We start from the raw sequence: 22,122 nt of genomic DNA on the forward strand, positions 1-22,122 counted from the left end.
CAAATTTTTTGGTCAAAGCTACTCGTCATGAGCAGAAGCAGGTTGAGCCTCGAAGAGCGCGTGCAACTGCTGGAGGACCGGGAGGAGATCCGGCAGAGTCTGATCGACTACGGCGAGCTGCTCGACGCCCGTGACCTCGATGCCTGGGCCGAGCTGTGGGCGGAGGACGGCGAGTTCGAGATGAGTACGGGTCGGACGGCACGCGGGCGGGCCGCGATCAGGGAGATGCTCGCCGCGGTAATGGAGATGAACCCGCGGATCACCGTCGACGGTGACACCGCCCGTTCCGCGATGCTTTACGGAGTCGGCCGCACCCAGGACGACGGGCTGACTCGCGTCATCTGGTTCGGACACCACCACAGCCGGCACGTGCGCACTCCGGACGGCTGGAGGATCCACTACCGCCGCAACACTGTCGACCTGCCGGAGACCGGCCACCCCTGAACCGGACCCGGTGTTCCGCGGAACACCGGAGCGCCGGCGCCGGCGCCGTACGTCGGCTCGCGCCCCGTTGTGCGGGGGTCAGCCGGGGCGGTTGGCGAGTGCGACGGCCGGGGTGCAGGCGGCGCGTGCGGTGCGGGCGGGTGCGCCGAGCAGATAGCCCTGGCCGAAGTCGATGCCGGCGTCGATGGCGACCCGCAGCTCGGCGGTGTTCTCGATGCCCTCGGCGATCACGCAGCCGCCGATCTCCGCGGCGACGTCCACGATGGCGGCGGCGACGGCGCGGCGGGCGGGGTCGCCGTCCATCCCGTGGGTGATCAGGTAGTCGAGTTTCACGATCTCGGGCCGCAGGTGGATGAGCTGTTCGAGGCCGGCGTAGCCGGTGCCGATGTCGTCCACCGCGATCTGGGCGCCGAGCGCGCGCAGCGCGTGGATGCCGCGCATGACCACCGGGTCGGCGCTGAAGTACTCGTGCTCGGTGATCTCGACGATCAGTCGTTCGCAGGCCGGGAACGGGGCCAGCAGGCCGACCAGGCCGGAGGTGATGGTGGCCGGTGAGGCGTTCACGGCGAGGGTGACCGAGTTGGGCAGCTCGGACATCACGGTCAGCGCGCGCCGGATGGCCGTCAGCTCGAGGTCCGTGCCGAGCCCGACGCTGCTGGCGACGGCGTACCAGCCCTCCGGGTCGTCGGTCGATCCCGGGAAGCGTGACAGCGCCTCGACTCCCACCACGCCGCCATCGGAGAGGTCGACCACCGGCTGGAAGACGATCTGCGGGCCACCGGCGTCGATGAGGTCGTTGATCACCCGGGAGACCCGGCTGCGCGTCTCCCACACCCGGTGCAGGTCGATGACGGCGTCGCTGAGGAACGCGGCCAGCAGGCTGAGGAACCGGCCGTCGCGTTCGCGCAGCTCCGGGCGGGGCTGGTGCGCGAGGCAGCCGAGGATGCCGTAGATGTCGTTGTCGTTGTCGTAGACCGGCGTGGCCACGTACGCCCCGATACCCAGTACCTGGACGGTGCCCGCGTCGGCGGTCCGCGGGTCGCGGTGGGTGTCGGGGATGATGACCGGCTGATCGTGGGCGAGTACCTGGGCGTACAGGGCCGCCTCGCGGCGGATCGTGCTGCCCGGCGCGATGCCGAAACCGGCCGCGTCGCCGTTGACGACCTGCAGCACCAGCAGGTCGCCCTCGACCCGGCCCAGCCAGGCGAGGTCCATACCGAGGTGGCGGCGCAGCACCCCGAGCAGGTCGGCCACCGCGGGGTCCGGTTCCACGACCTCGATCGGTGGGCCCAGTGGCGACGCCGGACGCGCCATGGGCACCACCTCCTCGCTACGGCATGCCCAGGCCGGTGCGGCACACACACCGCGGCACGGGCCGAGGGGCCGCCGAGGGCTCCCGAGGAGTTCAGAGCCAGCCGTTGCGGCGGAACGCCCGGTACAGGAACAGGCAGGCAGTCGCGATTGTCACCAGCACGGCCGGATAGCCCCAGACCTGCCGCAGCTCGGGCATGTGGTCGAAGTTCATTCCGTAGATCCCGGCGACCGCGGTGGGCACGGCCCCGATCGCCACCCACGCACTGATCTTGCGCATGTCCTCGTTCTGCGCGATGGTCACCTGCGTCAGTGTCGCCTGCAGGATCGACGACAGCAGCTCGTCGAGGTGGGTGATCCGTTGCGTGGCCTGCACGAGATGGTCGAAGACGTCCCGGAAGTGGTCACGCACGTGCGGGTCGATCATCGGCAGTGGGGTGTCGGACAGCGACCGCAGCGGGGCGGTCAGCGGGGTCACCGCGTGCTTGAACTCGAGGATCTCGCGCTTGAGCTGGTAGAGCTTCTCCACCGACGGCCGCGCCGAGCGTTCGAACACCGAGGCCTCGGCGGCGTCCACGTCGGCCTCGATGCGGTCGACGACCGCCAGGTAGTCGTCGACGACCCGGTCGCACACGCCGTGCAGCACCGCGGACGGCCCGTGGCGCAGCATCTCCGGCCGTCCCTCCAGCTCGCCGCGCAGCTGCTGGAGCCCACCGTGCGCACCGTGGCGGACGGTGACGACGAAGTCGGAGCCGATGAAGACCATCACCTCGCCGGTGACGACGACCTCGGTGTCCGCGGTCAGCTCGCCGTGCTCGACGTAGCAGGCGGTCTTGAGCACCACGAACAGCGTGCTGCCGTACCGTTCGATCTTGGGTCGCTGGTGGGCGACGACGGCGTCCTCCACGGCGAGCGCGGGCAGGCCGTAGATGCCGGCGATGGATTCCAGCTCGGAGTCGGTGGGCTCGAACAGGCCCAGCCAGGCGAACGCGCCATGGCGGCGGCGGGCGATGTGCGCGGCGGTCAGCATGTTCGACCCGTCGGGGACCCGCTGGCCGTCGGCGTAGACGTGGCAGGCGACGACCTGCCCGGAACGGACCTGCTCGGCGGTGGGCGTCGGGGGCCGCTTGGGACGGGTGCGCACCAGCGACACCGGGCGCGCCAGGGCACCGGCGAGCAGGTCGCGCAGCGACCCGCCGCCGTGCTCGAGGTCGAGCCCGTCGTCGAGCCCGTTGCTGTCGTGCCCGTGCCCGTGGTGTCCGCCGGTGCCGGTGCCGTCCTGGTCGTGCCCGTTCACGCCGTTCTCCTCCGCGAGCTCGCTGCGGCCCCTGTCCGGCCCGGCGTCCATCCTTGCGGACGGCGCAGGCGGCCCCGGCCCCGGATGAGCCCTGGGTCCACGGCGGTGACCGCGGCGGGACGAACGGTGGCGGCCGGTGGCCGCGCCCTGTCCTCAACCAACTGGTTGACGACCTGGGTGAGGCGGCCTAAGCTCGGTATTCAACCAATCAGTTGAGTAAGTGGCCGGCTGATCGTGGCCGGCCTGGGGGAATGCAGAGGGGGAGTGCCGGTGGTGGCGGCGGACACGCTGTCCCGGGTGTTCTCGGCGCTGGCGGACCCGACCAGGCGCGACATCGTGGCGCGCCTGGCGGTGGGGGACGCCACCGTCAACGAGCTCGCCGCGCCCTACGACATGACCGTCCAGGCGGTGTCCAAGCACCTGCGGGTGCTGCAGGACGCCGGCCTGGTCAGCAGCGGCCGGCAGGCACAGCGGCGTCCGATGCACCTGGAGGCCGACGTCCTCGACCTCCTGACGACGTGGCTCGAGCGGTACCGCCGCCAGGCCGAGGAGCGCTACCGGCGCCTCGACGACGTCCTGCGCGCCATGCCCGACGACGTCCACCCGATGCCGCCCCGCCACCCACCCGACCGGGCGGGGCCGCCCGACCCGACCGAGTCACCCGACCCGACCGAACCGACGACCTGAGCTGACCGACGAGCCTGACAGGAGCATCGACATGCCCGCCACCGACACGACCGTCCCCCTGGTGCGGATCACCCGCGAGTTCGACGCGCCGCCGGCCAAGGTCTTCCGCGCCCACAGCGACCCGGATCTGGTCGCTCAGTGGCTCGGCCCGCGCCGGCACCGGATGGTCATCGACCACTACGACTGCCGGACCGGGGGCTCCTACCGCTACCTGCACGTCAGCGACGGCAACGAGTTCGGCTTCCACGGCTGCTTCCACGAGGTCCGCCCGCCCGAGCTGATCGTGCAGACGTTCACCTTCGAGGGCTTCCCGGACGGCGTCGCCCTCGAGCGGGTGACCTTCACCGACCTCGGTGGCGGCCGCACCCGGCTCGTCGCCACGTCGCTGGTGGACTCCTTCGAGGCCCGCGACGCCTTCCTCGCCTCCGGCATGGAGGAGGGTCTCAGCGAGGGCTACCAGCGTCTCGACGAGCTGCTCGCCCGCTGACGCGTCCCCCGATGGCGTTCGGCAACGGCGCTCGGCGGCGCCGTACCGACGGGCAGCCGACGCCGGCGCCGCGCCAGTGCGGCACCGGCCGCCCACAGGCTCAGGCCTTCGGGCCGCCGGCGACGTAGAGAACCTGGCCGGACACGAAGCCGGCGCCCTCGCCGACGAAGAACGACACCGCATGGGCGATGTCGTCGACCTCGCCGGGCCGGGCGACCGGGATCTTCGACTTCGCCACGGCCAGGTAGTCCTCCCAGCCGACACCCAGGCGCTCGGCGGTCGCCCGCGTCATGTCGCTGACGATGAACCCGGGCGCCACGCAGTTCACCGTGATGCCGAACTTGCCCAGCTCGATCGCCAGCGTCTTGGTGAACCCCTGCAGGCCTGCCTTGGCTGCCGAGTAGTTCGCCTGGCCGCGGTTGCCCAGCGCGGAGATGCTGGAGAGGTTGACGATCCGGCCCCACTTCGCGTCCACCATGTACTTCTGGGTGGCCCGGGCGGTCAGGAACGAGCCACGCAGGTGGACGCCCATGACCGCGTCCCAGTCGCCCTCGGTCATCTTGAACAGCATGTTGTCGCGGGTGATACCGGCGTTGTTGACCAGCACCGTCGGCGCGCCGAGCTCGGCGGCCACCCGGGCGACGGCCGCGTCCACCGCGGCGGCGTCGGAGACGTCGGCACCCAGGGCGATCGCCTTCCCGCCCGCGGCCGCGATCGCATCCACGGTGGTCTTGGCCGCTGACTCCTCGAGGTCGAGCACGGCCACCGCCATGCCGTCACGGGCCAGGCGCTGCGCGATGGCGGCGCCGATGCCGCGGGCTGCTCCGGTGACGATCGCGACGCGGGACGGGGCTTCGGACACGGACCGGCTCCTCACACCAGACGCCACGCGCGACGGCGTGGCGATCGGACACACGCCGGCAGCCGTCCGCCGCGGGCGAGTCGCCGGTGCGACCGGACCACCGCCGGCACCGGGCCCACACCGGCCCGGCGGCCTAAAGTCAACCGGTTCGCGGCCCCGAACGCCACCGGTCGACAACGTCGCCGGTCGGGTGCTCAAGCCGTGCGGGCGGGGCGGCGCAGGAGGGCCACGGCGGGCACGATTCCGGCGAACGACAGGGCGGCGGTGACCCACCAGACCCGGGCGAACAGGTGCAGCGGGATGCCGCTGGCCACCGACGACTCGCCGAGCACCGCGATGGTGACGGCGACGCCCAGGGCGATGCCGGTCTGGCGCACCATGTTGACGACCGCGGAGCCGGTCGCGAACGACTGCGGGGGCAGCGACGCGGCGGCCGTGGACATCATGGTGGGCAGGGTCAGGCCGACGCCGATCCCGGTGAGGGCCATGCCGCCGAGCACGCCGGAGACGTAGTCCGGCTCCGTGGTGATCGCGAGCGCCCACCAGGCGACCCCGCCGCCGAAGATGACACTGCCCAGCCCGATGACGATCGCCGGCCCGTAGCGGGTGATCAGCCTGCCGGTGATGCCGAACGAGACGAGCGGGACCATGAGCGGCCCAGGCGCCATGGCCAGGCCGGCCTGCAGCGCGGACCATCCCCACTGGCCCTGCTCCCAGAGCACGATCGACAGCAGCATCGCGCCGAAGGAGGCGGAGAAGAACAGCGCGACGATCGAGGCGCCGGTGAAGTGCCGGGAGGTGAACAGGGACGGGTGCACGAGCGGGTTCCGGCTGGTGGCGCAGTGGACGGCGAACAGGACGAGCAGGCCGACCCCGCCGCCGAGGGATCCCACCAGCGCCGCCGAGGACCAGCCCCAGTCCGGCCCCCGGACCAGCCCGGCGGTCAGCAGGCCGACCCCGCCGGTGGCCAGCAGCACGCCGACGGCGTCGGGCCGCTCGGTCGGCTGGCCGGCCAGGCGCGGCAGCCGACGCCAGCCGACGACGAGGGCCGCGAGGCCGACCGGGACGTTGACGAGGAACGCCCAGCGCCAGCTGGCGGCGACGAGCAGCCCGCCGACGACCGGGCCGATCGCCGCCGACATCCCGCCGACGGCGGTCCAGGTGCGCACGGCGCCCTGACGGCGCTCGGGTTCGTGGGCCGCGAGCACCAGGCCCAGTGAGGTGGGTGTCACCAGCGCGGCCCCGGCGGCCTGCACGAGCCGGAAGCCGATCAGCATGTCGACGGTGGTGGCCGCCGCGCAGGCCGCCGACGCGAGCGTGAACACCGCGACGCCGAGCAGGAAGCCGAGGTCGCGGCGGTACCGGTCGGCGAGCCGTCCGAAGAAGACGAGCAGCGCCGCGTAGACGACCGCGTAGCCGTTGAGCACCCACGACAGCCGGCTCAGGTCGGTCTCGCCGAGATCGTGGGCGATCTGCGGCAGCGCGACGTTGACGATGAACAGGTCGAGGCTCGCCAGGATCACGCCACTGCAGACGATCAGCAGAACCTCGCGTCCGGACGCCTCGCGGCGTCGTGGGGGCGAGACGCCCCGGTCCATCATCAGTTCTGTCATGCAACTGAACTTAGGGCGCTGGCGTTCCATCACGCAACTGACTAGCGTGCCGGTCATGGAGCGCAAGAGCTTCGCGGACATGAACTGCTCGGTGGCCCAGTGCCTCGAGGTCGTCGGCGAGTGGTGGACGATGCTGATCCTGCGCGACGCCTTCCTGGGGGTGAGCCGCTTCGACGACTTCCAGCGGCGGCTCGGGATCTCCCGCAACGTGCTCACCCAGCGCCTCGCCGGTCTGGTCGAGGCCGGCGTCCTGGCCAGGACCGCCTACCAGGAGCATCCGCCGCGCTACGACTACCGGCTCACCGACAAGGGCCGCGACCTGTGGCCGGTGCTGTCCGCGATGCGGCAGTGGGGCGACCGGTACGCCGCGCCCGCGGGCCCGCCGGTGAACGTGCGGCACCGCGGCTGCGGCGAGGTCTTCCACACGGTGCCCACCTGCTCGCAGTGCGGCGAGCCGGTGGGCCCGGGCGACATCCGCGCGGTCGTCGGCCCCGGCGGCAGCGCGGATCTCCTGCCCGCCCGGTCAGCGCAGGCCTGAGCGCGCGAAGGCGTCGACGACCTGCCGCTGGAACACCAGGTAGGTGCGGTGGGGGAGCGGCGTGTCCGCCCCGCGCCCCTGCGTGGCGTCCCGAAACTCAAGATAGTCAACAGTGTTGACGCCGCGGCCTTCCAATTCATGATCTTGAATAGCAAATCAAGGCAAACAGAATTATCGAGTACCTCCAAATAGGATTAATGTCGCCTTGATCATGGAAACGCCCGGTTTCCCGGGACCTCGGGGAAAAGGCCGTCCGCGTTGATCCTGGCTGGCGATGAGACGAGATGAGAAACGCACGCGGATGTGCGGTGTCGTTGTCGGCGCCGCGGCCCTCGTCGGGGTCGGCTCCTTCACCGGGCCGATCCCCGGGGCGCTGGCGGCGGACGGCGCGCCCGATCCCGCCCCGCCCGGTGTGGCGAGCCTGAACCCGGCCCTCGCCCCGTTCGAGAACCAGCCGGTGCGCTGGCACGAATGCCGGACCGGCCCCAACGACGCGATCGGCTCCTATCTGGACGCGGCCGGCGCGCAGTGCGCCGGGATCAGCGTCCCGCTGGACTACGCCCGCCCCGACGGCCGGGAGATCACCCTCGGGGTGTCCCGGATCAGGGCAGCCGACACCGCCCACCGGCGCGGCATTCTGATGATCAATATTGGCGGTCCCGGCGGCCCTGCTCTGGACGCCACCCCGGACCTGCGTGGGCTGCTCGGTGCGGCGGCGGACGGCTTCGACGTGGTCGGGATGGACCCTCGTTTCGTCGGCCGCAGCGCACCGCTGGACTGCGGGCCGATCCTGAAGCGGCCCTGGCCGCGCGCCGGCGGCCCCGCCCAGGACAGTTTCGATCGCACCGCCGACGGTCAGGCCGCGATAGCGCAGGCGTGCGCGGTGCACGCCGATGTGCTGCCGTTCGCGTCGACGCGGAACACCGCTCGTGACATGGATGTTGTCCGTGCTGCGCTTGATGAGCGGAAGACGTCGTTTCTTGGCTTTTCCTACGGCACCTACCTGGGTGCGGTGTACATGCAGATGTTCCCTGACCGGGTCGATCGTTTCGTGCTCGACAGCGCGGTGGATCCGGCGACGTACAACCCGCGGGTGCTGCGCGACACCGGGGATCTGCTCGAGGGCGCGCTGCGGGAGTGGGCCGGCTGGGCCGCCGGGCGGGACGCCCAGTTCGGGCTTGGCAGCACGGCCGCGGAGGTGCTGGCCACCGTTGACCGGATCTACGCCGCGGCCGTGCGCGGTCCGCTGACCGTGGACGGCGTGGAGTACGACGCCGGGGACATCCCGGGGCTGCTCATTGATGCACTCGTCGACGACAGCGCTGAGGCGTCCGACGTCCTGGCGATGGGTGTGCGGGCCTTCGCTGACGCGGCGGATGGCCGTGCCCCGGCGGAGAACCCCTACCTCGACGAGTTCTTGGACGGTGTCGCTACCGGCGGTCCGACGCTGCCCGGCGGGTCACCCGGGCGCCGGGTGGAGGCGGTGCCGGCGGGGTCGATCAGCGCGTTCCAGAGCGCGCAGCTCGCGGTCCTGTGCGGGGATGTGCCGGCGTCCCGTGTGGCCGGTGAGTACCTGGCGGACATCCGCCGTCATCAGCGGGCGCAGCCGCATGTGGGTGCGGCGATCTGGAACCTGACCCCGTGCACGTTCTGGCCGGTGCGCCCGGTGGAGGCACCGACCCGGGTGGCGAATGCTGTGCCCGCGCTGGTGGTGGCCGCGGAGAAGGACAACCGCACGCCGTACGCGGGCAGCCGGGCGCTGCACCGGGCGTTGTCCTCGTCGCGACTGGTGACGTTGCGCGGAGCACGGGTGCACGGCGTGTACGGCGTGCGCAGCGGCTGTGTCGACGACGCAGTCAATGCCTACCTGCGGTCGGGCACCCTGCCCAGCGCCGACCTCACCTGCACCCGTCCGCCGGCTCCCCCGGGTTCGCTTCCGGAGTGACGGCCGTGTCGGTCCGGACAACTCTCAGCCCGGCGGCGCGGAACAGGTCGATGGTGGCTGCGATCGTGATGAGGCCGAACAGGAGGACGAATCCGCTCCCGGCGTAGTTGTCCTCCCATGCCCAGCGCCCGTAGCGGACCGAGTCCGCGATCGGCATGAGTGACAATGTTCCGCCGATCACGGAGGTCGTGAGGATCCAGCCGGGATGTCGCACGCTGACCATGGTCGCGGCGAGGGCGCCGATGACGACGGCAGCCGGGATGGTCATCTCGAGGGTGTCGAGGAGCCCGGTGGGGCCGCGGTAGGCGAGCAACGGGTAGCTCCAGTAGTTCCAGGGAGCGCCGGAGTACGCCTGGTGGAAGAGCGAGATGCTGCGGGCGGTAGCCATGGCGAACAACAGGCCGAACACCGCCGCCGCGGCGAACAGGTCGCGGCGGCGGATCGTCGGTGGCAGGCCGGCGGCCGCCATCGCGGCCAGCAGGCACAGGACGACGAGCAGGTACATCTGGGGTCGTTCGGCGTCGCTGTGCGCGGCGGCCGGCACCGTGGCGAATACCGCGAGGCAGGTGAGCCCCAGCAGTGCGCGTGCGGCGCGCCGGGCGCCGCACGCGGCGGCGGTGAACGCGAGGATCGGCAGCGGGTAGACGACGACGCCGAGGGTGACGAACGGGCCGAAGCTCAGGCCGGTGCTGGTAGTGGTAGGCGCGCCCACGGTTCAGGGAGCCACTCCGCGACGACGAGCAGGCCCGCCGACAGCACGGCGAGGGACGCGAAGGCCGTCGTGGCGATGCGGTGCCACACCGCCGCGGGAACCAGGCCGAGTGAGGCGCCGCACCGGGCGGCGAGTCCGTGCACGACCAGATCGGCGACGTCGCCGGGGGTCGGCCTGGTGCGTCCGTCGGCGTCCGCCGCGTCGAGGAGGGTGGCGACGACCTCGTCGCCGTTGTCCTGCCGCCAGCGGCGTGGGTAGCACCGCAGCAGCTGACGGTAGGTGCTCTCGAGGCGTGGGGTGGTCATGCCTGGGCCGTCCGCAGGTGGGCCCGGGAGCGGAGTCGGCGGTCGGCCTCGGCGGCGTTCGCCCGTAGTCGGTCGGCCTGTGCGGCGAGGACCTCGGCGCCGGCGTCGGTGAGGTCGTAGTAGCGCCGTAGCCGGCCGTCGACGATCTCCTCGCCGCGTTGGCGGACGAGGCCCTGGTCGGCGAGGCGGGCGAGGGCGGCGTAGAGGGTGCCCGCTCGGAGGGTCACCCGGCCTTGGGAGATGGTGTCGACCTCGCGGATCAACGCGTACCCGTGTTTGGCGCCGTCGGCGAGTGCCGCGAGCACCAGGAAGGTCGGCTCGCGAATATCCTCAATACCCACATCATCAGTATATACCGATGATCTGTATATCTGTGGACGTCTCTGCGGGGCTGGCGTTCCAGCGTTGCCGATCGACCCCGATCGGCGCCGTCGGGGCCGGTCAGACGGGGCGGAGAGAGGCGAGGAGGTGGTGGGTTGTCTCGAGGGTTTCGGCGAGGTCGAGGGCTCCGTGGCGGTGGCCCGGGGTGCGTGCGCCGGCCGCGTTGTCGAAGTAGCGCTGGGCGAGCATCGCGGCCTTGAGTCGGGAGGCGCTGTGCGGGCAGGTGACGCTGAGGCGGCGGGCGGCGCGGCCGGCGGCGGCCAGGAGCTCGGGTGGGGGCGCTGTCACGCCGCCGGCGGCGGCTTCTTGGCGTACGCGCAGGTAGTGGTAGGCCAGGTCGTCGACCCGGTCGTAGGGCAGTCGCTCCCGGATCTGGGCGCCGGCCCGGCTCCCGAAGATCGCGGCGTAGCCGAGTGTTCCCGCGGCGGCCAGGACGATGGCCACCGCGGTCCAGGGGGTGCCCGGGTGGGTTCCGGTCAGGTGCCGCGCGATGGTGGCGGCGGCCAGGGCCCAGTCGGGGGTGAGGAGTAGCGTGCCGATGCCGATGCCGGCCAGGCGGCGGCTGCGCCGGTAGCGGGTCGCCGCCTTGGTGACCGCGTCGTCCACTTGTGGATGTGCCCGTTCCCGGGCGGCGAGCGTCACGACCAGACAGCCTCTCCTGATCATTGTCAGGAGTCAGATGGTATGTCGAACCCGCCGGTCGTCCGCGGGTTCGACACGCCTGTGCGGCCGGTGGGCCGAGGTCTGCCGGTGGACTTCTGTTGTTCCCGGTTACCGCTGGACGGAGGCGGGGCGCATGCCGGCGAAGATGAAGTCGAGGTGGCGCTGGCAGGCCTGGGCGGGGTTGTCGCCGGGGGCCTCGACGACTCCGCGTACGGAGCGCAGGGTCATCAGGACGTCGGTCAGGGTGACGTCGTCGCGGATCACGCCGGCGGTCTGGGCGTCGCGCAGCAGGTCCGCGACCGTGTGGCGCATCTTCTCCTGTTCGGGTGCGGGGGCGCGTTCCCACAGGCGGGCCAGGCAGCCGCGGTGGGCGGCCATGGTGTTGGCGACGGCGCGCGCGTAGCGTTCCAGGCCGTGCCCGCCGGGCGCGTTGCGGGCGGCTTCGGCGGCCCCGGCCATGTCGGCGAGGATCTCGTGGATCAGGTATTCGATGAGTGCCTGTTTGGTGGGGAAGTGGCGGTAGAGCGTGCCGATGCCGAGCCCGGCGCGCTGCGCGATGTGTTCGACGCCGGCTTCGATGCCTTCGTCGTTGAAGACCTCGATCGCGGTGGTGATCAGGCGCTGGCGGTTGGCGGCGGCGTCTCGGCGCAGCCGCGGCCCGGCGTCGGTCGCGGTGCTGTCTCCGGTGTTCTGGTTCCCACCGCTGGTAGCCGTGGAGATCACTGTAGTCCGCCTCAGCATGGTTACACGATCATCGGCTACCACCATAGCCGTGGGCGCCGACGGACCGTGGTCGGCCTGACGGGGTGACTGGCCTGATTGTCCCGGCTGGTAGGGCCCTAGCTGGTATGCCCTGGCCGGTGCGGTCTACTCCGGGTCGGCGCCGAGCAGGGTGCCGCCGGGCACCAGCCCCAGCTCGGCGTGTGGCAGGTCCTGGGCGGTCGCCGGGTGGCCCCGGCGGGCGGCCGGGATGGCGAGGGCGGCGATCAGGGCGAGCACGGTGGCGCCGGCGAGCATGGCGAAGCCGTTGGTGTAGCCGGATTCCTTGGGTATGCCGTCACCTCCGGCGCCGGAGGTGACGATGGTGGCCATCAGTGCGGCGCCGATCGAGCCGCCGATGGTGCGGATGTTGGCGTTCATGCCGGAGGCGACGCCGGTCTGGTGGGCCGGGACGGCCTCGACGATGAGGCTGGCCATGGCGGAGAAGGCCAGGCCGAGCCCGATGCCCATCACCGCGGTGGCGATGTAGACCTCCCACTTGTCGTGGTGGGCGAAGGCGGTCAGGACGAAGGAGATGATTGTGACCGCGGAGCCGGTGACGACGACGGCCTTGGATCCGTAGCGGGCGGCCAGCGGGCCGGAAGCGATCCCGACGGCGAACATCGTGATGCTCAGCGGCAGCAGGATCAGCCCGGATTCGGTGATGGTGGCGCCGAAGCCGTATCCGGCGGAGGTCGGGGTCTGTACGAACTGCGGCAGGAACGCCATGAGGGCGTACATGCCGACGCCGATGAGCAGGGCGACGAGGTTGGTGGTCCAGACGGCCGGCAGGCGCATCATGGTCATGTCGATCAGTGGGGCGGTGGAGCGGGTCTCGACGACGACCCACGCTCCGCCGATGATGACGGCGCCGGCGAGCAGGCCGAGCACCTTGCCGGACGTCCAGCCCCAGTCGGGGCCTTCGGAGAGGCCGAGCAGCAGGCAGACCAGCCAGGCGGAGAGCAGCAGTGCCGGGGTGATGCTGATCCTGGAGGGGGTGCGGATGGCGGATTCCGGGATGAACACGACGGCGGCCGCGGCGGCCAGCAGCACCATGATCAGGGGAACCCAGAACAGCCAGTGGTAGTCGAGCAGGTCGACGATCGGGCCGGCCAGGACGAGGCCGAGGCCGGCGCCGACCGCGGTCAGCGCGGCCAGGACGCCGATGGCGCTGGAGACCTTCGGCAGGGGGAACTCGTCGCGGATGATGCCGAAGGCGAGCGGGAGGATGCCGCCGCCCACACCCTGGATGACGCGGGCGATGATCATCAGGGTGATGCCGGTGGCGATCGCGGCCAGGGCGGAGCCCGCGGCGAGTGCGCCGAGGGCGACCAGCAGCATTTTCTTCTTGCCGACGGCGTCGCCGATGCGGCCCATGATCGGGGTGAAGATCGAGGCGGAGAGGAGGTAGGCGGTCAGCACCCAGGTGACCGTGGTCTGGTTGGTGTGCAGGCTTTCCATGATCGTGGGTAGCACGGGGGTGACCAGTGACTGCAGCAGGGCGTAGGTGGCCACGGCGAGCGCCAGTACGGCAAACGTGACCTGGTGGTGGGCTCTGCGGGCAGGTTGGATCATGGACCCTCCAGGGTACGGAACGGAGCCTCCGCTCCGCAAGGAGCGTAACAGGAGTCGATCCTCCGTTCCCATCGAGGCCCGGGCCTTCCTCCGGCGACGGATCGCCACCGTGAGCCGGGAGCCGGCCGTTGACGGCCGTTGGCGGCCTGCCGTGCGGCCGGTGGGCCGGGCGCGGCCCCGCCCACCGTCCCGTCCCCCCTTGTCGACGCGGCCAGGTGGCGCTGGTGAATGCTTTGGAGGGCGGCCGGCGTCATCCGGCGTCCCGTCCCCCGCCGGTCGTGGCGGGTGGACTGGGGTGTCAGGCTCCCGGAGGGCGTCGGATTCCCGGCTCCGGACACATCCGGAGCTGGATGCCGGACCCTGGTGGCCGGCTCGGCCGCGGACTGTGGGTGGGCCACGTGGTGGCCGTCCCCGCCGGGATCCGCCCACCGGAGCCCGGGCACGGGGGGCGGCGTGAGTGGAAGGTGATCCCGATGGCGGTGTCCCGACGTGACGTCCAGACGGCAGACGGGCTGATGGACGTCGATCTCCATGCCCCCGACGGCGGCGCCCCCGCCCCGGTTGTGATCATGTACCCGGATGCCTACGGCGTCCGGGAGACGGTGCAGCGGATGGCCGGGCGGCTGGCGGCGGCCGGCTACCTGGTGGCCCTGCCGAACATGTTCTACCGCGCCGGGGCCGACGCGGCAGCACCGGAGAAGATCGACTTCGCCGACCCCGAGCAGCGCGCCCGGCTGGGGCGGGTCGTCTCCCAGGCAACCCCGCAGCGGGTGATGGCCGACACCGGCGCGCTGCTGGACGCCCTGGCCGACGAGCCGGGCGCGCTGCCCGGCCCGGTGGGGACCATCGGCTACTGCATCGGCGGTCGGATGGCCTTCACCGCGGCGACGGCACACCCCGATCGGGTCGCGGCGGCGGCGTCGATCCACGGCGGCGGGCTGGCCAGCGACGACCCGTCCAGCCCGTACCTGGCGGCGGACCGCATCCGCGCCGCCCTGTACATCGCGATCGCCACCGGCGACGCCCACCACACCGACGCCGACCACGCCCGGCTCGTGGCGGCGCTGGACGAGGCGAAGGTCGACTACGAGGCGGAGATCCTCCCCGCGCGGCACGGGTTCGCGTTGGTCGACTTCCCCGTGTACGACGAGGCGGCGGCCGAGCGGCACTGGGAGAAGTCGCTGGCGCTGTTCGCCCGCACTCTGCGTCCCGCAGCCTGATCCCACCCCGGTTCCCGGCTCATCGCGGGGCCGGCAGGCTCACTCGACCGCCGGGCGACCCGGTGGCACCGGCACCTCGCCGGCCGGACGTCCACCGGCCGGTGAGGGCTGGGGCTGGGACGGGGGCTGGGCGCGGGCGGTGCGTAGCTCGGCGGTGAGCTCGTCGACCTGCCGTTCGGCGCGTTCGGCGCGGGTCCGGGCCTCGGCGCGGGCGTCGGTGAGCACGGCGAGCCGCTCAGCGGCGGCCTGCTGCTCGGCCGCCAGCCGGGACGCCGCTTCGGTGCGGGCCCGCTCCAGCTGGTCGGTGGCGGCCGCCCGTTCCCGCTCGAGATCCTCGGCGGCGGCCGCGCGGACCCGGGCGGTCTCGGTCTGGGCGTCGGCGTGCGCCCGGGCCAGCTCGTCGCGTTCGCGGCGGGCGTCGTCACGGATCCGGTCCCGGTCGGCCCGCAGATGGTCGCGGTCCGCTCGCAGTTCACGCAGGGCCGCCGCGTCCCGCTCGGCGGCCCGTTCCGCGGCCCGCAACGCCACGGTCAGCCGGTCCGTCTCAGCGGTCAGCTCGGCGCGGACCCGTTCTGCCTCGGCGTGGACCCGACCGATCTCGGTGGCCGCCTCCCGCCGGGCACGCGCCACATCGTCGTCGGCCCGGGCCTGCGCCTGCTCGACGCGGGCGTCGGCGTCAGCGCGCGCCGCCTCCACCGCCGCGGCGGCCTCCCGGCGGGCCGTCTCGGCATCGGTGACCGCGCCCGCGTGCGCCGCCTCGGCGGTGGCCAGTCGCCGTTCGGCATCCTCGAGGGCGGCGACGGCTTCGGCGGCCACCGCCTCGGCCTCCCCGCGGGCGGTCTGCTCCGCCCGAGAGGCCTGCTCCGCGCGCACGGCCCGGGCCACCGCCTCGGCGACCCGCTCGGCGGCATCGGCCTCGGCCGCCTCCACCTGCGCCTCGGCGCGGGCGACATCCCCGAGGCCGGCCATCTCCCGGGAGAATCCGTCCAGGGAACGGGTCAGGTCGGCGGCCAGCGCGCGGATCTGGGCGGCGAGCTCGTCGGCCCGCAGCCGCCCGGCGGCGATCGGCCGCGCGACCGGCGGACGCACGGCCGCCGGGTCACCGCCGGCGGGCGGGGTGCTCTCCCGGCGGGCGAGGTCGCGGCGACGGCGGTAGGCCGCGAGCCGGTTGTGGGCCGGATCCTCGCAGTAGGACGGTGGCCGTCCAGGCCGGTCGGCGGGTGCGGTGGGCCGCTCGCAGCCAGGGAAGACGCACCGCGACGACGGTGGTGCCGCCGTCTGGGCACCACCCGTCATGGTGGTGGGATCGTCGTCTGCCGGTGTCGCCCTGGGATCGTCGGCCGAGCTCATGCTCCGGTTCTACCGGACGAACCCCGAAGCGGATCGTGCGCGACCCGCGTGGCGACCAGGTCATTCGCGTGTTTCGCCCGGTGCGGCCGCCCACCGCGTGGGACGTGGTGCCACACGCCCGACGCCAGCCCGGCAACGCAGCGGGTGGCCGTCCGCGTGGGGTGGACGTGGCGGGGTGTGACGCGGTAGGAACGGGACCTGCAAACGCGCTGGTGACGGCGGGGCCGCCGAGCTGGATCGGCTGCCATTCCGGCACCGGCGGTGTCCGCGCCCATGCCGGTGCCGGGGTCATCAGGTGACCCGAGGTGCCGGCCGACCTGGGGAGGTGAGCCCGATCCCGCTGCCGCAGGCTGGGCGCTCTCCCCGCGCGTTCACCAGGCCCGCCGGCCGACTCGCTCGCCGCGCCGCCCACTGAGGCGTCCGACGCCGAGCGGCGCCGCGCGGAGGACCGGTGCGCCGTGCAGTGCGCTCTCGGTTTTCCGGAAGGTCCTCATGTCGGGTTCCACCGCTTCTCCCGCTTCACCGTCTTCGTCGTTCTCCGCCCCGTTGCCCACCGCTCCATGCCTCTCGCTCGATCGGTCGGCCGTCGTGGCGACGCTGCGCGGGGCCGGTTGTGTGTTCGCCGAGGACGAGGCCGCGCTGCTGCTGTCGACCGCGAGCACCCCCGACGAGCTCGCCGTGATGGTCGCCCGTAGGGCGTCCGGGCTGCCGTTGGAGCATGTGCTGGGCTGGGTGTCGTTCCGCGGCCTGCGGGTGGCTGTCGACGAGCGGGTGTTCGTCCCCCGCCGCCGCACCGAGTTCCTCGTCGACCGCGCCGCGGCGATCCTGGCCGCCGGCGCGACCGTGGGGGACAGGGCCCGCTCGGCGGTGGGTTGGGTGGTCGTCGATCTGTGCTGCGGGTCGGGTGCGGTCGGCGCGGCGCTGGCCAGCGCCGTCCGCGGGCCGGTCGACCTGCACGCGGCGGACGTCGACCCGGTCGCCGTCGCCTGCGCCCGGCGCAACCTGACCGGTCCGGCGCGCATCACCCCGGCACCGGGCCGGGTCTACACAGGTGATCTCTACGCGCCGCTGCCGCCGGTGTTGCGCGGGCGAGTGGATCTCCTGGTGGCCAACGTTCCGTACGTGCCGACAGGTCGGCTGGGACTGCTGCCTCCCGAGGCGCGGGTCCACGAGCCCCGGGAGGCCCTCGACGGCGGTTCGGACGGGCTGGACATGCTGCGCCGGGTGGCCGCCGAGGCGACAGACTGGCTGGCGCCCGGGGGGAGTCTGCTCGTCGAGACCAGCCGGGCCCAGGCGCCGCTGGCGGGGGAGACCTTTCTCCACGCCGGCCTCGTCACAACAGTCGCGACCTGTGAGGACCTGAGCGCCACTGTGGTAGCTGGGCGCTACGTGCCAGGGGACGAGGCCTGACCAGCCCCCGGGGTGGCCGCTCTGTCGCCTCGCACTCTCAAGATAATCAACAGTGTTGACCGCCTATTCTTCTCATATTGATCTTCAATAGCCAACCAAAAAACTTCTAAACAAAAAACAGCAGCAGGTGGGGGCAGCATCCGCCCACACCTGATCAAGTTCTATGCTCCGATGCTGAGTCGCAAGCGCTACAGTTGCTGACCGTGGTTGCCGGTCAGCCTGCCGCATCCTCTCACGAGATGATCATCTGTGATTTTGCGAATCTCAGTCTCCGTCGTCATCCGGAAGGGAATTGACCTGGTCATGCGCCTCGCCGAGGCGCGGCAGGCCTGATCGGCTGTTGCTCGGGCACGCTCGGCGGCGTGAACCCCGGTGACGGGATGGTTTCTCTGCGGCGCATCGGGATCGGGGTGCGCGTAAGACTGGCTGTGGTGTGGTCGCGTGCCGGTCGAGCGGGAGCGTGGAGATCGTGAAGATTGTTGTTCCGGGTGGGACGGGGCATCTGGGGTCGCTGCTCGCAGGCGCATTCGGGAGTGCTGGGCATGAGGTGGTTGTCCTCAGCCGGCGCGCCGATATTCAGGTGCCCGGCGCGCGGACGGTGCGCTGGGACGGCCAAACCGAGGGCGCGTGGGTGGCCGAGGTGGATGGCGCCGACGCGGTGGTCAACCTGGCTGGGCGCAGTGTGAACTGCCGGTACACCCGGGCGAATCTGGCGGAGCGGATCAGGGGCCTCGTCACGCGGGCCAGCGCAGAACGCGGGGAGTTTCTGGACGTTCGTGGTCGATCAGCACGTCGGCGTGGTCCCGGGGCGCGACGGAGGCCTGGTAGAGCTCTTGGCCGGGCAGGTAGCGCGCCTTGTAGCGTTCGCGGACCGCGTCGGGTGAGCCGAACAGGGCAACGTCGCGGCGCAGCGCGCGGCGCAGCGATTCGGCGGGGCTGATCTGGAGAAACACGGCGAGGTCCCAACAGCCGCGTAGTTCGTGGCGGAGGAGGAAGACGCCGTCGACGATGAGCACCGCGTTGCCAGCCGCCTCGCGGGTGGGGCTGTCGAGCGGGGAGTCGCTGCGATGGTCGAACGCCGCCGTGCGGTAGCGCCGGTCGCCGTCTGGGCTGAGCGGGTCGATCAGGAGACGCCGTAGAGCGGGGTAGTCGAACGCGTCGAGGAAGTAACCCTCCGGGGACAGCGACCCGCGGCGGCGGCGTACAGCCTGGGGCTGGTGGAAGCCGTCGACGCTGGCGCGGATGACGGGCCGGCCCCGGTCAGCGAGCGTGCCGGCGAGCTCGTCCGCCAGGGTCGTCTTGCCGGCGGCGTCCGGGCCGTCGATCGCAACGCGTAGCACCCGGTCCGGGCATGTGCCTGCCAGCAGGCTGATGAGCGCGTCCACGACGTGGTCACGGGACGGTACCGAAACAGGATCGGTGATCATGTGATGTGACAGTAGCGAGGAAGTTCCTGGTCATCGACTGTGCTCGCCCGGGGCGTAGTGGGTCCAGGTTTCGCCGGCGTCGGCGCGGTGCCGGTGGGCGGCGGCCGGGATGGATCGGTGATGGCCTCGTCGATGGTGCGCCGGGCGATGTGGGCGAGTGTGGGGTTGCTGTCCTGGTAGTAGGGCAGGGCGATGAGTCCGAAGGACAGCGCCCAGCCACGGGCCCGTGCCCAGGTCGCGTCATCGGCTCCGATCGTGCTCCGGAACGCCTCGCGGCTTTCGGTGGACAGCAGCGTCCAGGCGGCCATCACGTCGCAGGCCGGATCTCCCATGCCCAGGCCGCCGAAGTCGATGACGGCATGCAGCCGGCCGCCCCGGGTGAGCAGATTCCCGGGGAGAAGGTCGCCGTGGATCCATACCAGCGTTCCCTGCCAGCGGGGCGCGTGCATGGCCGTGTCCCACGCCGCGGTCGCCGCTGCGGTGTCGAGGGTGGCCCGCAGGGAGTGGATGGCGGCCCGGGTCGCCGCGTCCCGCCGGGCGAGCGGGGCGCCACGGAAGAAGTTGTGTGCCCCGGGAGGTGGTCCCCCCGTGGGGTCGACCTGTTGCAGGGCTGCGACGAAGTTTCCCAGTTCGATGGCCATGCGGTGTAGGTCAATGACAGGTTCGGCGAGCAGGTCCTCGCCCTCCAGCCACAGGTGGACCGACCAGGGCCACGGGTAGCCCTCGCCGGGTGTGCCCGTCCCGAGCGGGACCGGGATGTCCAATGGCAGTAGGGGCGCGAGCTGCGGCAGCCACCGGTGCTCCTTGTCCACCTGCCCGGCCGCTGCGGGGATGCGGGGTAGCCGTACTGCCAGGTCCACGCCGAGGCGGTAGATCGCGTTGTCAGCGCCTGCGGAGCGGACCGGTTCGAGGGGAAGGCCCGCCCACTCGGGGAACTGCGCGGCGATCAACCGGCCCACCAGCGAGGTGTCGATGACGACCTCGCTGGCGTGCATCTTCCGGTCGGACTCGGACATGGTGCCTCCGGGCTGCGAACCAGGTGGTCGACGGTGACGTGGAGACGAATCAGACCGCATCCGCTATCGGAGAAGGCTTGGCGTGCCAGTGGCGGGGCCGGCTCAGCGTTGCGGGGATGGTGGTGTCGAGGTTGCCGTGCGCGGAGTCGAGCTGTGTCTGGGTCAGGAAGAGGGTGTCGGCGAGGCGTGCGCCGCGCAGGTTCGCGGCGCGTAGGTCGGCGCCGGTCACATCGGCTGTGGTCAGGTCTGCGTTGCGCAGGTCGGCGCCGATGAGTCGTGCTCCGCGCAGGTTCGCCCCGTTCAGGTCGGTGCGGCGCAGGTTGGCGCCGGTGAGGTCAGCACCGCGGTACTGCGGCCGTCGCCGGCCCGCCCGTGCGCGTGCCAGGTCGCTTGCCTGTTGCAGGAGCAGGTTGACGTCATGGCGGTGGCGGGTGATGTCCAGCGCGGTGAGTTGCTCTGGGGTGGCGTGGGTGAGTCGTCGGGTCTGGTCGTGGGCGGCGGCCAGCTCGGGGTGTATCGGCTGGGCCGGCCCGAGGTCGAGTGCGGCGGTCAGGTACCAGAGCAGTTCGTGCAGTTGGCGCATGATGGGGAAGACCGCGAACATCTGTCGGGCGAGGCGGGGGGTGTGCCGCCAGTCCTGTCCGTCGAAGGTGACCTGGCTGACGTGTTGTCCCGCACCGAAGCAGTCGAAGACGGCGCATCCGGTGAAGCCGCGGTCGCGTAGCTGGCCGTGGATACCGCAGTGGTTGTCCGCCTGCAGGTTGGGGCAGGGTTGCCCGGCTTTCTTGTCGATGGCGAAGTCCGCGGAGGCGGCGAAGGCCGGTGCCACGCAGCACAGGCCGAAGCAGTTCCCGCAGTCGCAGCGCAGCGGATCGGGTAGGGCCACAGCGACCATGATGAACCGTCCGTTGCCGCGGGTGGCGGGCGCGTTACCGGCGGGGAGATCTCCCGAGCTGACAGTGGTGGTGGGTGTCATGGACACGCCTGGCGGGGCAGCCTGGTCAGTTCACCTGGCGGTGGGGACGAGTTTGCGGGTCAGCGCCACCATGACCGGGCTCTGGTCGAAGCCGATGATCCGCGCGCCCCGACGGGTGAGCTCTTCGGCGTAGAAACCGGGTCCGCGGGTCGCGTCGAGGATGGTCGGATGCCACCGCGGTTCCTGCCTGGGCTGCAGTTGTGCCGGCTGTTCTACACGGAGGCGGTGCGCCCGCTGCTGGAGCAGGCTTTTCCTGGCCTGCGGCATGCCGCCGCGCGGGTGGGCCCGGGTTCGGAGGTGCTCGGCTTCGACAACAGCGGGCGCCTACCGCCGCTTAGGGTTTTCGATTTCGCGAACGATCTGTTGCCGAACCCGAGACTGCAACGCAGGGTTGTCGCGCTGCTCGCGTAGAAGGCTTCTGGAATCCGGTTCGTCGTTGACGGGCACGATGTGTCGGCATGACCGCACCCGTTCTCCTGATCACCGGCGCCTCTTCCGGCATTGGCGCTGCGACCGCACGCCTGGCCGCGGGTATGGGCTGGTCGCTCGCGCTGGCCGCCCGGTTCCGCTGGATTCGCACTGTTGATCAGTGTTGTTGGTCGGTGCGTCACGGTGGGATGATCGGGAGGTGCGTGTCCGTCAGGCTGTTGTCGCCGATGCCGAGGGGATCGCGCAGGTGCATGTGCTGTCCTCGCGGGCCGGGTATCGGGGGTTGTTGCCGCAGCCGCTGCTCGACGGGTTGCGGCCGGAGCGGCGGGTGCCCCGGTGGACCGCGACGGTGCGGCAGACGAGATGGCCGGGGCGGGGTGTTCTCGTCGCGGATGACGCAGGTTCCATTGTCGGCTTCGTGGATCTGCGTCCCACCGAGGACAACGACCCGGGCGTGGTCGGGGTTGGGGAGATCGCCGGGTTCTACGTCCTACCGGCCATCTGGAGACAGGGCGTTGGACGGCAGCTGATGGCTGCGGCGGTTCACGCGTTACACGCGGCCGGTTTCACGTCCGCGATGTTGTGGGTTCTGGAGGCGAACACCCGCGCGATCCGTTTCTACTCCCAGCTGGGTTGGGAACCGGATGGCTCCACCAGGGACAGGCTCGTGCGGTACCGGCGGACCCTCGGCTGACCTGCCTCCGCTGTGATGGTG

At 71.7% G+C, this 22,122-nt stretch carries 23 protein-coding genes and 2 pseudogenes; 10 read left to right on the plus strand and 15 right to left on the minus strand.

All coding sequences use genetic code 11. The features are described 5' to 3' along the window. Positions 1-27 precede the first annotated feature (27 nt). Positions 28-444, plus strand: coding sequence for a nuclear transport factor 2 family protein (locus tag FRANEAN1_RS19935; protein ID WP_020461631.1), 417 nt, complete (start codon positions 28-30; stop codon positions 442-444). A gap of 78 nt (positions 445-522) precedes the next feature. On the opposite strand, the gene FRANEAN1_RS19940 is transcribed toward FRANEAN1_RS19935, so the two are convergent. Both FRANEAN1_RS19940 and FRANEAN1_RS19945 read right to left on the minus strand, forming a co-directional pair. Next, on the minus strand, positions 523-1,758 hold the full coding sequence (locus FRANEAN1_RS19940) for an EAL domain-containing protein (protein WP_020461632.1): 1,236 nt from the start codon (positions 1,756-1,758) through the stop codon (positions 523-525). Between the two features lie 91 nt (positions 1,759-1,849). Beyond that, positions 1,850-3,103 (minus strand): magnesium and cobalt transport protein CorA, encoded by a 1,254-nt coding sequence (locus FRANEAN1_RS19945; protein ID WP_020461633.1) that lies wholly within the window; start codon positions 3,101-3,103, stop codon positions 1,850-1,852. Positions 3,104-3,325: 222 nt separating this feature from the next. Between FRANEAN1_RS19945 and FRANEAN1_RS19950 the strand changes: the two genes are divergently transcribed. Continuing rightward, positions 3,326-3,739 (plus strand): metalloregulator ArsR/SmtB family transcription factor, encoded by a 414-nt coding sequence (locus tag FRANEAN1_RS19950; protein ID WP_020461634.1) that lies wholly within the window; start codon positions 3,326-3,328, stop codon positions 3,737-3,739. 31 nt (positions 3,740-3,770) lie between these two features. Beyond that, positions 3,771-4,226 (plus strand): SRPBCC family protein, encoded by a 456-nt coding sequence (locus FRANEAN1_RS19955; protein ID WP_020461635.1) that lies wholly within the window; start codon positions 3,771-3,773, stop codon positions 4,224-4,226. A gap of 100 nt (positions 4,227-4,326) precedes the next feature. Here the strand turns inward: FRANEAN1_RS19955 and fabG are convergent, their stop codons facing one another. Together fabG and FRANEAN1_RS19965 are read right to left on the minus strand one after the other, a co-directional pair. Further along, positions 4,327-5,088, minus strand: coding sequence for a 3-oxoacyl-ACP reductase FabG (gene fabG / locus FRANEAN1_RS19960; RefSeq protein WP_020461636.1), 762 nt, complete (start codon positions 5,086-5,088; stop codon positions 4,327-4,329). Between the two features lie 194 nt (positions 5,089-5,282). Beyond that, entirely contained in the window at positions 5,283-6,701 is a 1,419-nt protein-coding gene (locus FRANEAN1_RS19965) for an MFS transporter (protein ID WP_041254426.1), read from the minus strand. A gap of 55 nt (positions 6,702-6,756) precedes the next feature. Between FRANEAN1_RS19965 and FRANEAN1_RS19970 the strand changes: the two genes are divergently transcribed. Together FRANEAN1_RS19970 and FRANEAN1_RS19975 are read left to right on the plus strand one after the other, a co-directional pair. After that, entirely contained in the window at positions 6,757-7,239 is a 483-nt protein-coding gene (locus tag FRANEAN1_RS19970; protein ID WP_041254427.1) for a helix-turn-helix domain-containing protein, read from the plus strand. A gap of 301 nt (positions 7,240-7,540) precedes the next feature. Beyond that, a complete protein-coding gene (locus FRANEAN1_RS19975) occupies positions 7,541-9,184 on the plus strand; it encodes an alpha/beta hydrolase (protein ID WP_157472721.1) in 1,644 nt (547 codons plus the stop codon). Here the strand turns inward: FRANEAN1_RS19975 and FRANEAN1_RS19980 are convergent. The 6 genes from FRANEAN1_RS19980 to FRANEAN1_RS20005 form a co-directional block, all read right to left on the minus strand. Then, positions 9,138-9,896, minus strand: coding sequence for a hypothetical protein (locus FRANEAN1_RS19980; RefSeq protein ID WP_020461640.1), 759 nt, complete (start codon positions 9,894-9,896; stop codon positions 9,138-9,140). The genes FRANEAN1_RS19975 and FRANEAN1_RS19980 overlap by 47 nt on opposite strands. Beyond that, on the minus strand, positions 9,863-10,201 hold the full coding sequence (locus tag FRANEAN1_RS43725; protein ID WP_020461641.1) for a hypothetical protein: 339 nt from the start codon (positions 10,199-10,201) through the stop codon (positions 9,863-9,865). Before FRANEAN1_RS43725 ends, FRANEAN1_RS19980 begins: the two co-directional genes overlap by 34 nt. Then, positions 10,198-10,542 carry a PadR family transcriptional regulator gene (locus tag FRANEAN1_RS19990; protein WP_020461642.1) on the minus strand — a complete coding sequence of 115 codons (345 nt, stop codon included), beginning with the start codon at positions 10,540-10,542 and terminating at the stop codon, positions 10,198-10,200. Before FRANEAN1_RS19990 ends, FRANEAN1_RS43725 begins: the two co-directional genes overlap by 4 nt. Positions 10,543-10,642: 100 nt before the next feature. Further along, on the minus strand, positions 10,643-11,224 hold the full coding sequence (locus FRANEAN1_RS19995) for a hypothetical protein (RefSeq protein WP_041254431.1): 582 nt from the start codon (positions 11,222-11,224) through the stop codon (positions 10,643-10,645). 129 nt (positions 11,225-11,353) lie between these two features. Next, positions 11,354-11,968, minus strand: a complete 615-nt coding sequence (locus FRANEAN1_RS20000) for a TetR/AcrR family transcriptional regulator (RefSeq protein ID WP_020461644.1) — start codon at positions 11,966-11,968, stop codon at positions 11,354-11,356. A 144-nt stretch (positions 11,969-12,112) separates the two neighbouring features. Next, positions 12,113-13,579, minus strand: a complete 1,467-nt coding sequence (locus FRANEAN1_RS20005) for an MFS transporter (RefSeq protein ID WP_020461645.1) — start codon at positions 13,577-13,579, stop codon at positions 12,113-12,115. A 473-nt stretch (positions 13,580-14,052) separates the two neighbouring features. Here FRANEAN1_RS20005 and FRANEAN1_RS20010 point away from each other — a divergent pair, with 473 nt between their 5' ends. Continuing rightward, positions 14,053-14,799, plus strand: coding sequence for a dienelactone hydrolase family protein (locus FRANEAN1_RS20010; protein ID WP_020461646.1), 747 nt, complete (start codon positions 14,053-14,055; stop codon positions 14,797-14,799). Positions 14,800-14,838: 39 nt separating this feature from the next. On the opposite strand, the gene FRANEAN1_RS20015 is transcribed toward FRANEAN1_RS20010, so the two are convergent. After that, positions 14,839-16,149 carry a hypothetical protein gene (locus FRANEAN1_RS20015; RefSeq protein WP_020461647.1) on the minus strand — a complete coding sequence of 437 codons (1,311 nt, stop codon included), beginning with the start codon at positions 16,147-16,149 and terminating at the stop codon, positions 14,839-14,841. Between the two features lie 492 nt (positions 16,150-16,641). On the opposite strand from FRANEAN1_RS20015, the gene FRANEAN1_RS20020 reads away from it, so the two are divergent. After that, the gene (locus FRANEAN1_RS20020; protein ID WP_020461648.1) at positions 16,642-17,559 is read left to right on the plus strand and encodes a putative protein N(5)-glutamine methyltransferase; all 918 of its coding nucleotides are present in this window, start codon (positions 16,642-16,644) and stop codon (positions 17,557-17,559) included. A gap of 469 nt (positions 17,560-18,028) precedes the next feature. Continuing rightward, positions 18,029-18,271: pseudogene (locus tag FRANEAN1_RS39225) on the plus strand (NAD-dependent epimerase/dehydratase family protein); the annotation flags it as partial. A 22-nt stretch (positions 18,272-18,293) separates the two neighbouring features. Here FRANEAN1_RS39225 and FRANEAN1_RS20025 read toward each other — a convergent pair. The 4 genes and pseudogenes from FRANEAN1_RS20025 to FRANEAN1_RS43730 all read right to left on the minus strand — a co-directional run. Beyond that, positions 18,294-18,986: a uridine kinase gene (locus FRANEAN1_RS20025; RefSeq protein WP_020461650.1), complete on the minus strand. Its 693-nt coding sequence runs from the start codon at positions 18,984-18,986 to the stop codon at positions 18,294-18,296. After that, positions 18,983-20,002, minus strand: coding sequence for an aminoglycoside phosphotransferase family protein (locus tag FRANEAN1_RS20030; RefSeq protein WP_020461651.1), 1,020 nt, complete (start codon positions 20,000-20,002; stop codon positions 18,983-18,985). Before FRANEAN1_RS20030 ends, FRANEAN1_RS20025 begins: the two co-directional genes overlap by 4 nt. A gap of 49 nt (positions 20,003-20,051) precedes the next feature. Next, on the minus strand, positions 20,052-20,897 hold the full coding sequence (locus FRANEAN1_RS20035) for a pentapeptide repeat-containing protein (RefSeq protein WP_157473470.1): 846 nt from the start codon (positions 20,895-20,897) through the stop codon (positions 20,052-20,054). A gap of 120 nt (positions 20,898-21,017) precedes the next feature. After that, a pseudogene (locus FRANEAN1_RS43730) lies at positions 21,018-21,143 on the minus strand (methyltransferase domain-containing protein); the annotation flags it as partial. 3 nt (positions 21,144-21,146) lie between these two features. Here FRANEAN1_RS43730 and FRANEAN1_RS20040 point away from each other — a divergent pair. Both FRANEAN1_RS20040 and FRANEAN1_RS20045 read left to right on the plus strand, forming a co-directional pair. Continuing rightward, complete coding sequence (locus FRANEAN1_RS20040) at positions 21,147-21,389, plus strand: hypothetical protein (RefSeq protein WP_041254436.1); 243 nt, start codon at positions 21,147-21,149, stop codon at positions 21,387-21,389. Between the two features lie 217 nt (positions 21,390-21,606). Continuing rightward, entirely contained in the window at positions 21,607-22,101 is a 495-nt protein-coding gene (locus tag FRANEAN1_RS20045; RefSeq protein WP_020461654.1) for a GNAT family N-acetyltransferase, read from the plus strand. The last annotated feature ends 21 nt before the right edge of the window (positions 22,102-22,122 follow it).

Source organism: Parafrankia sp. EAN1pec, assembly GCF_000018005.1.
Classification (GTDB): Bacteria; Actinomycetota; Actinomycetes; order Frankiales; family Frankiaceae; genus Parafrankia; species Parafrankia soli.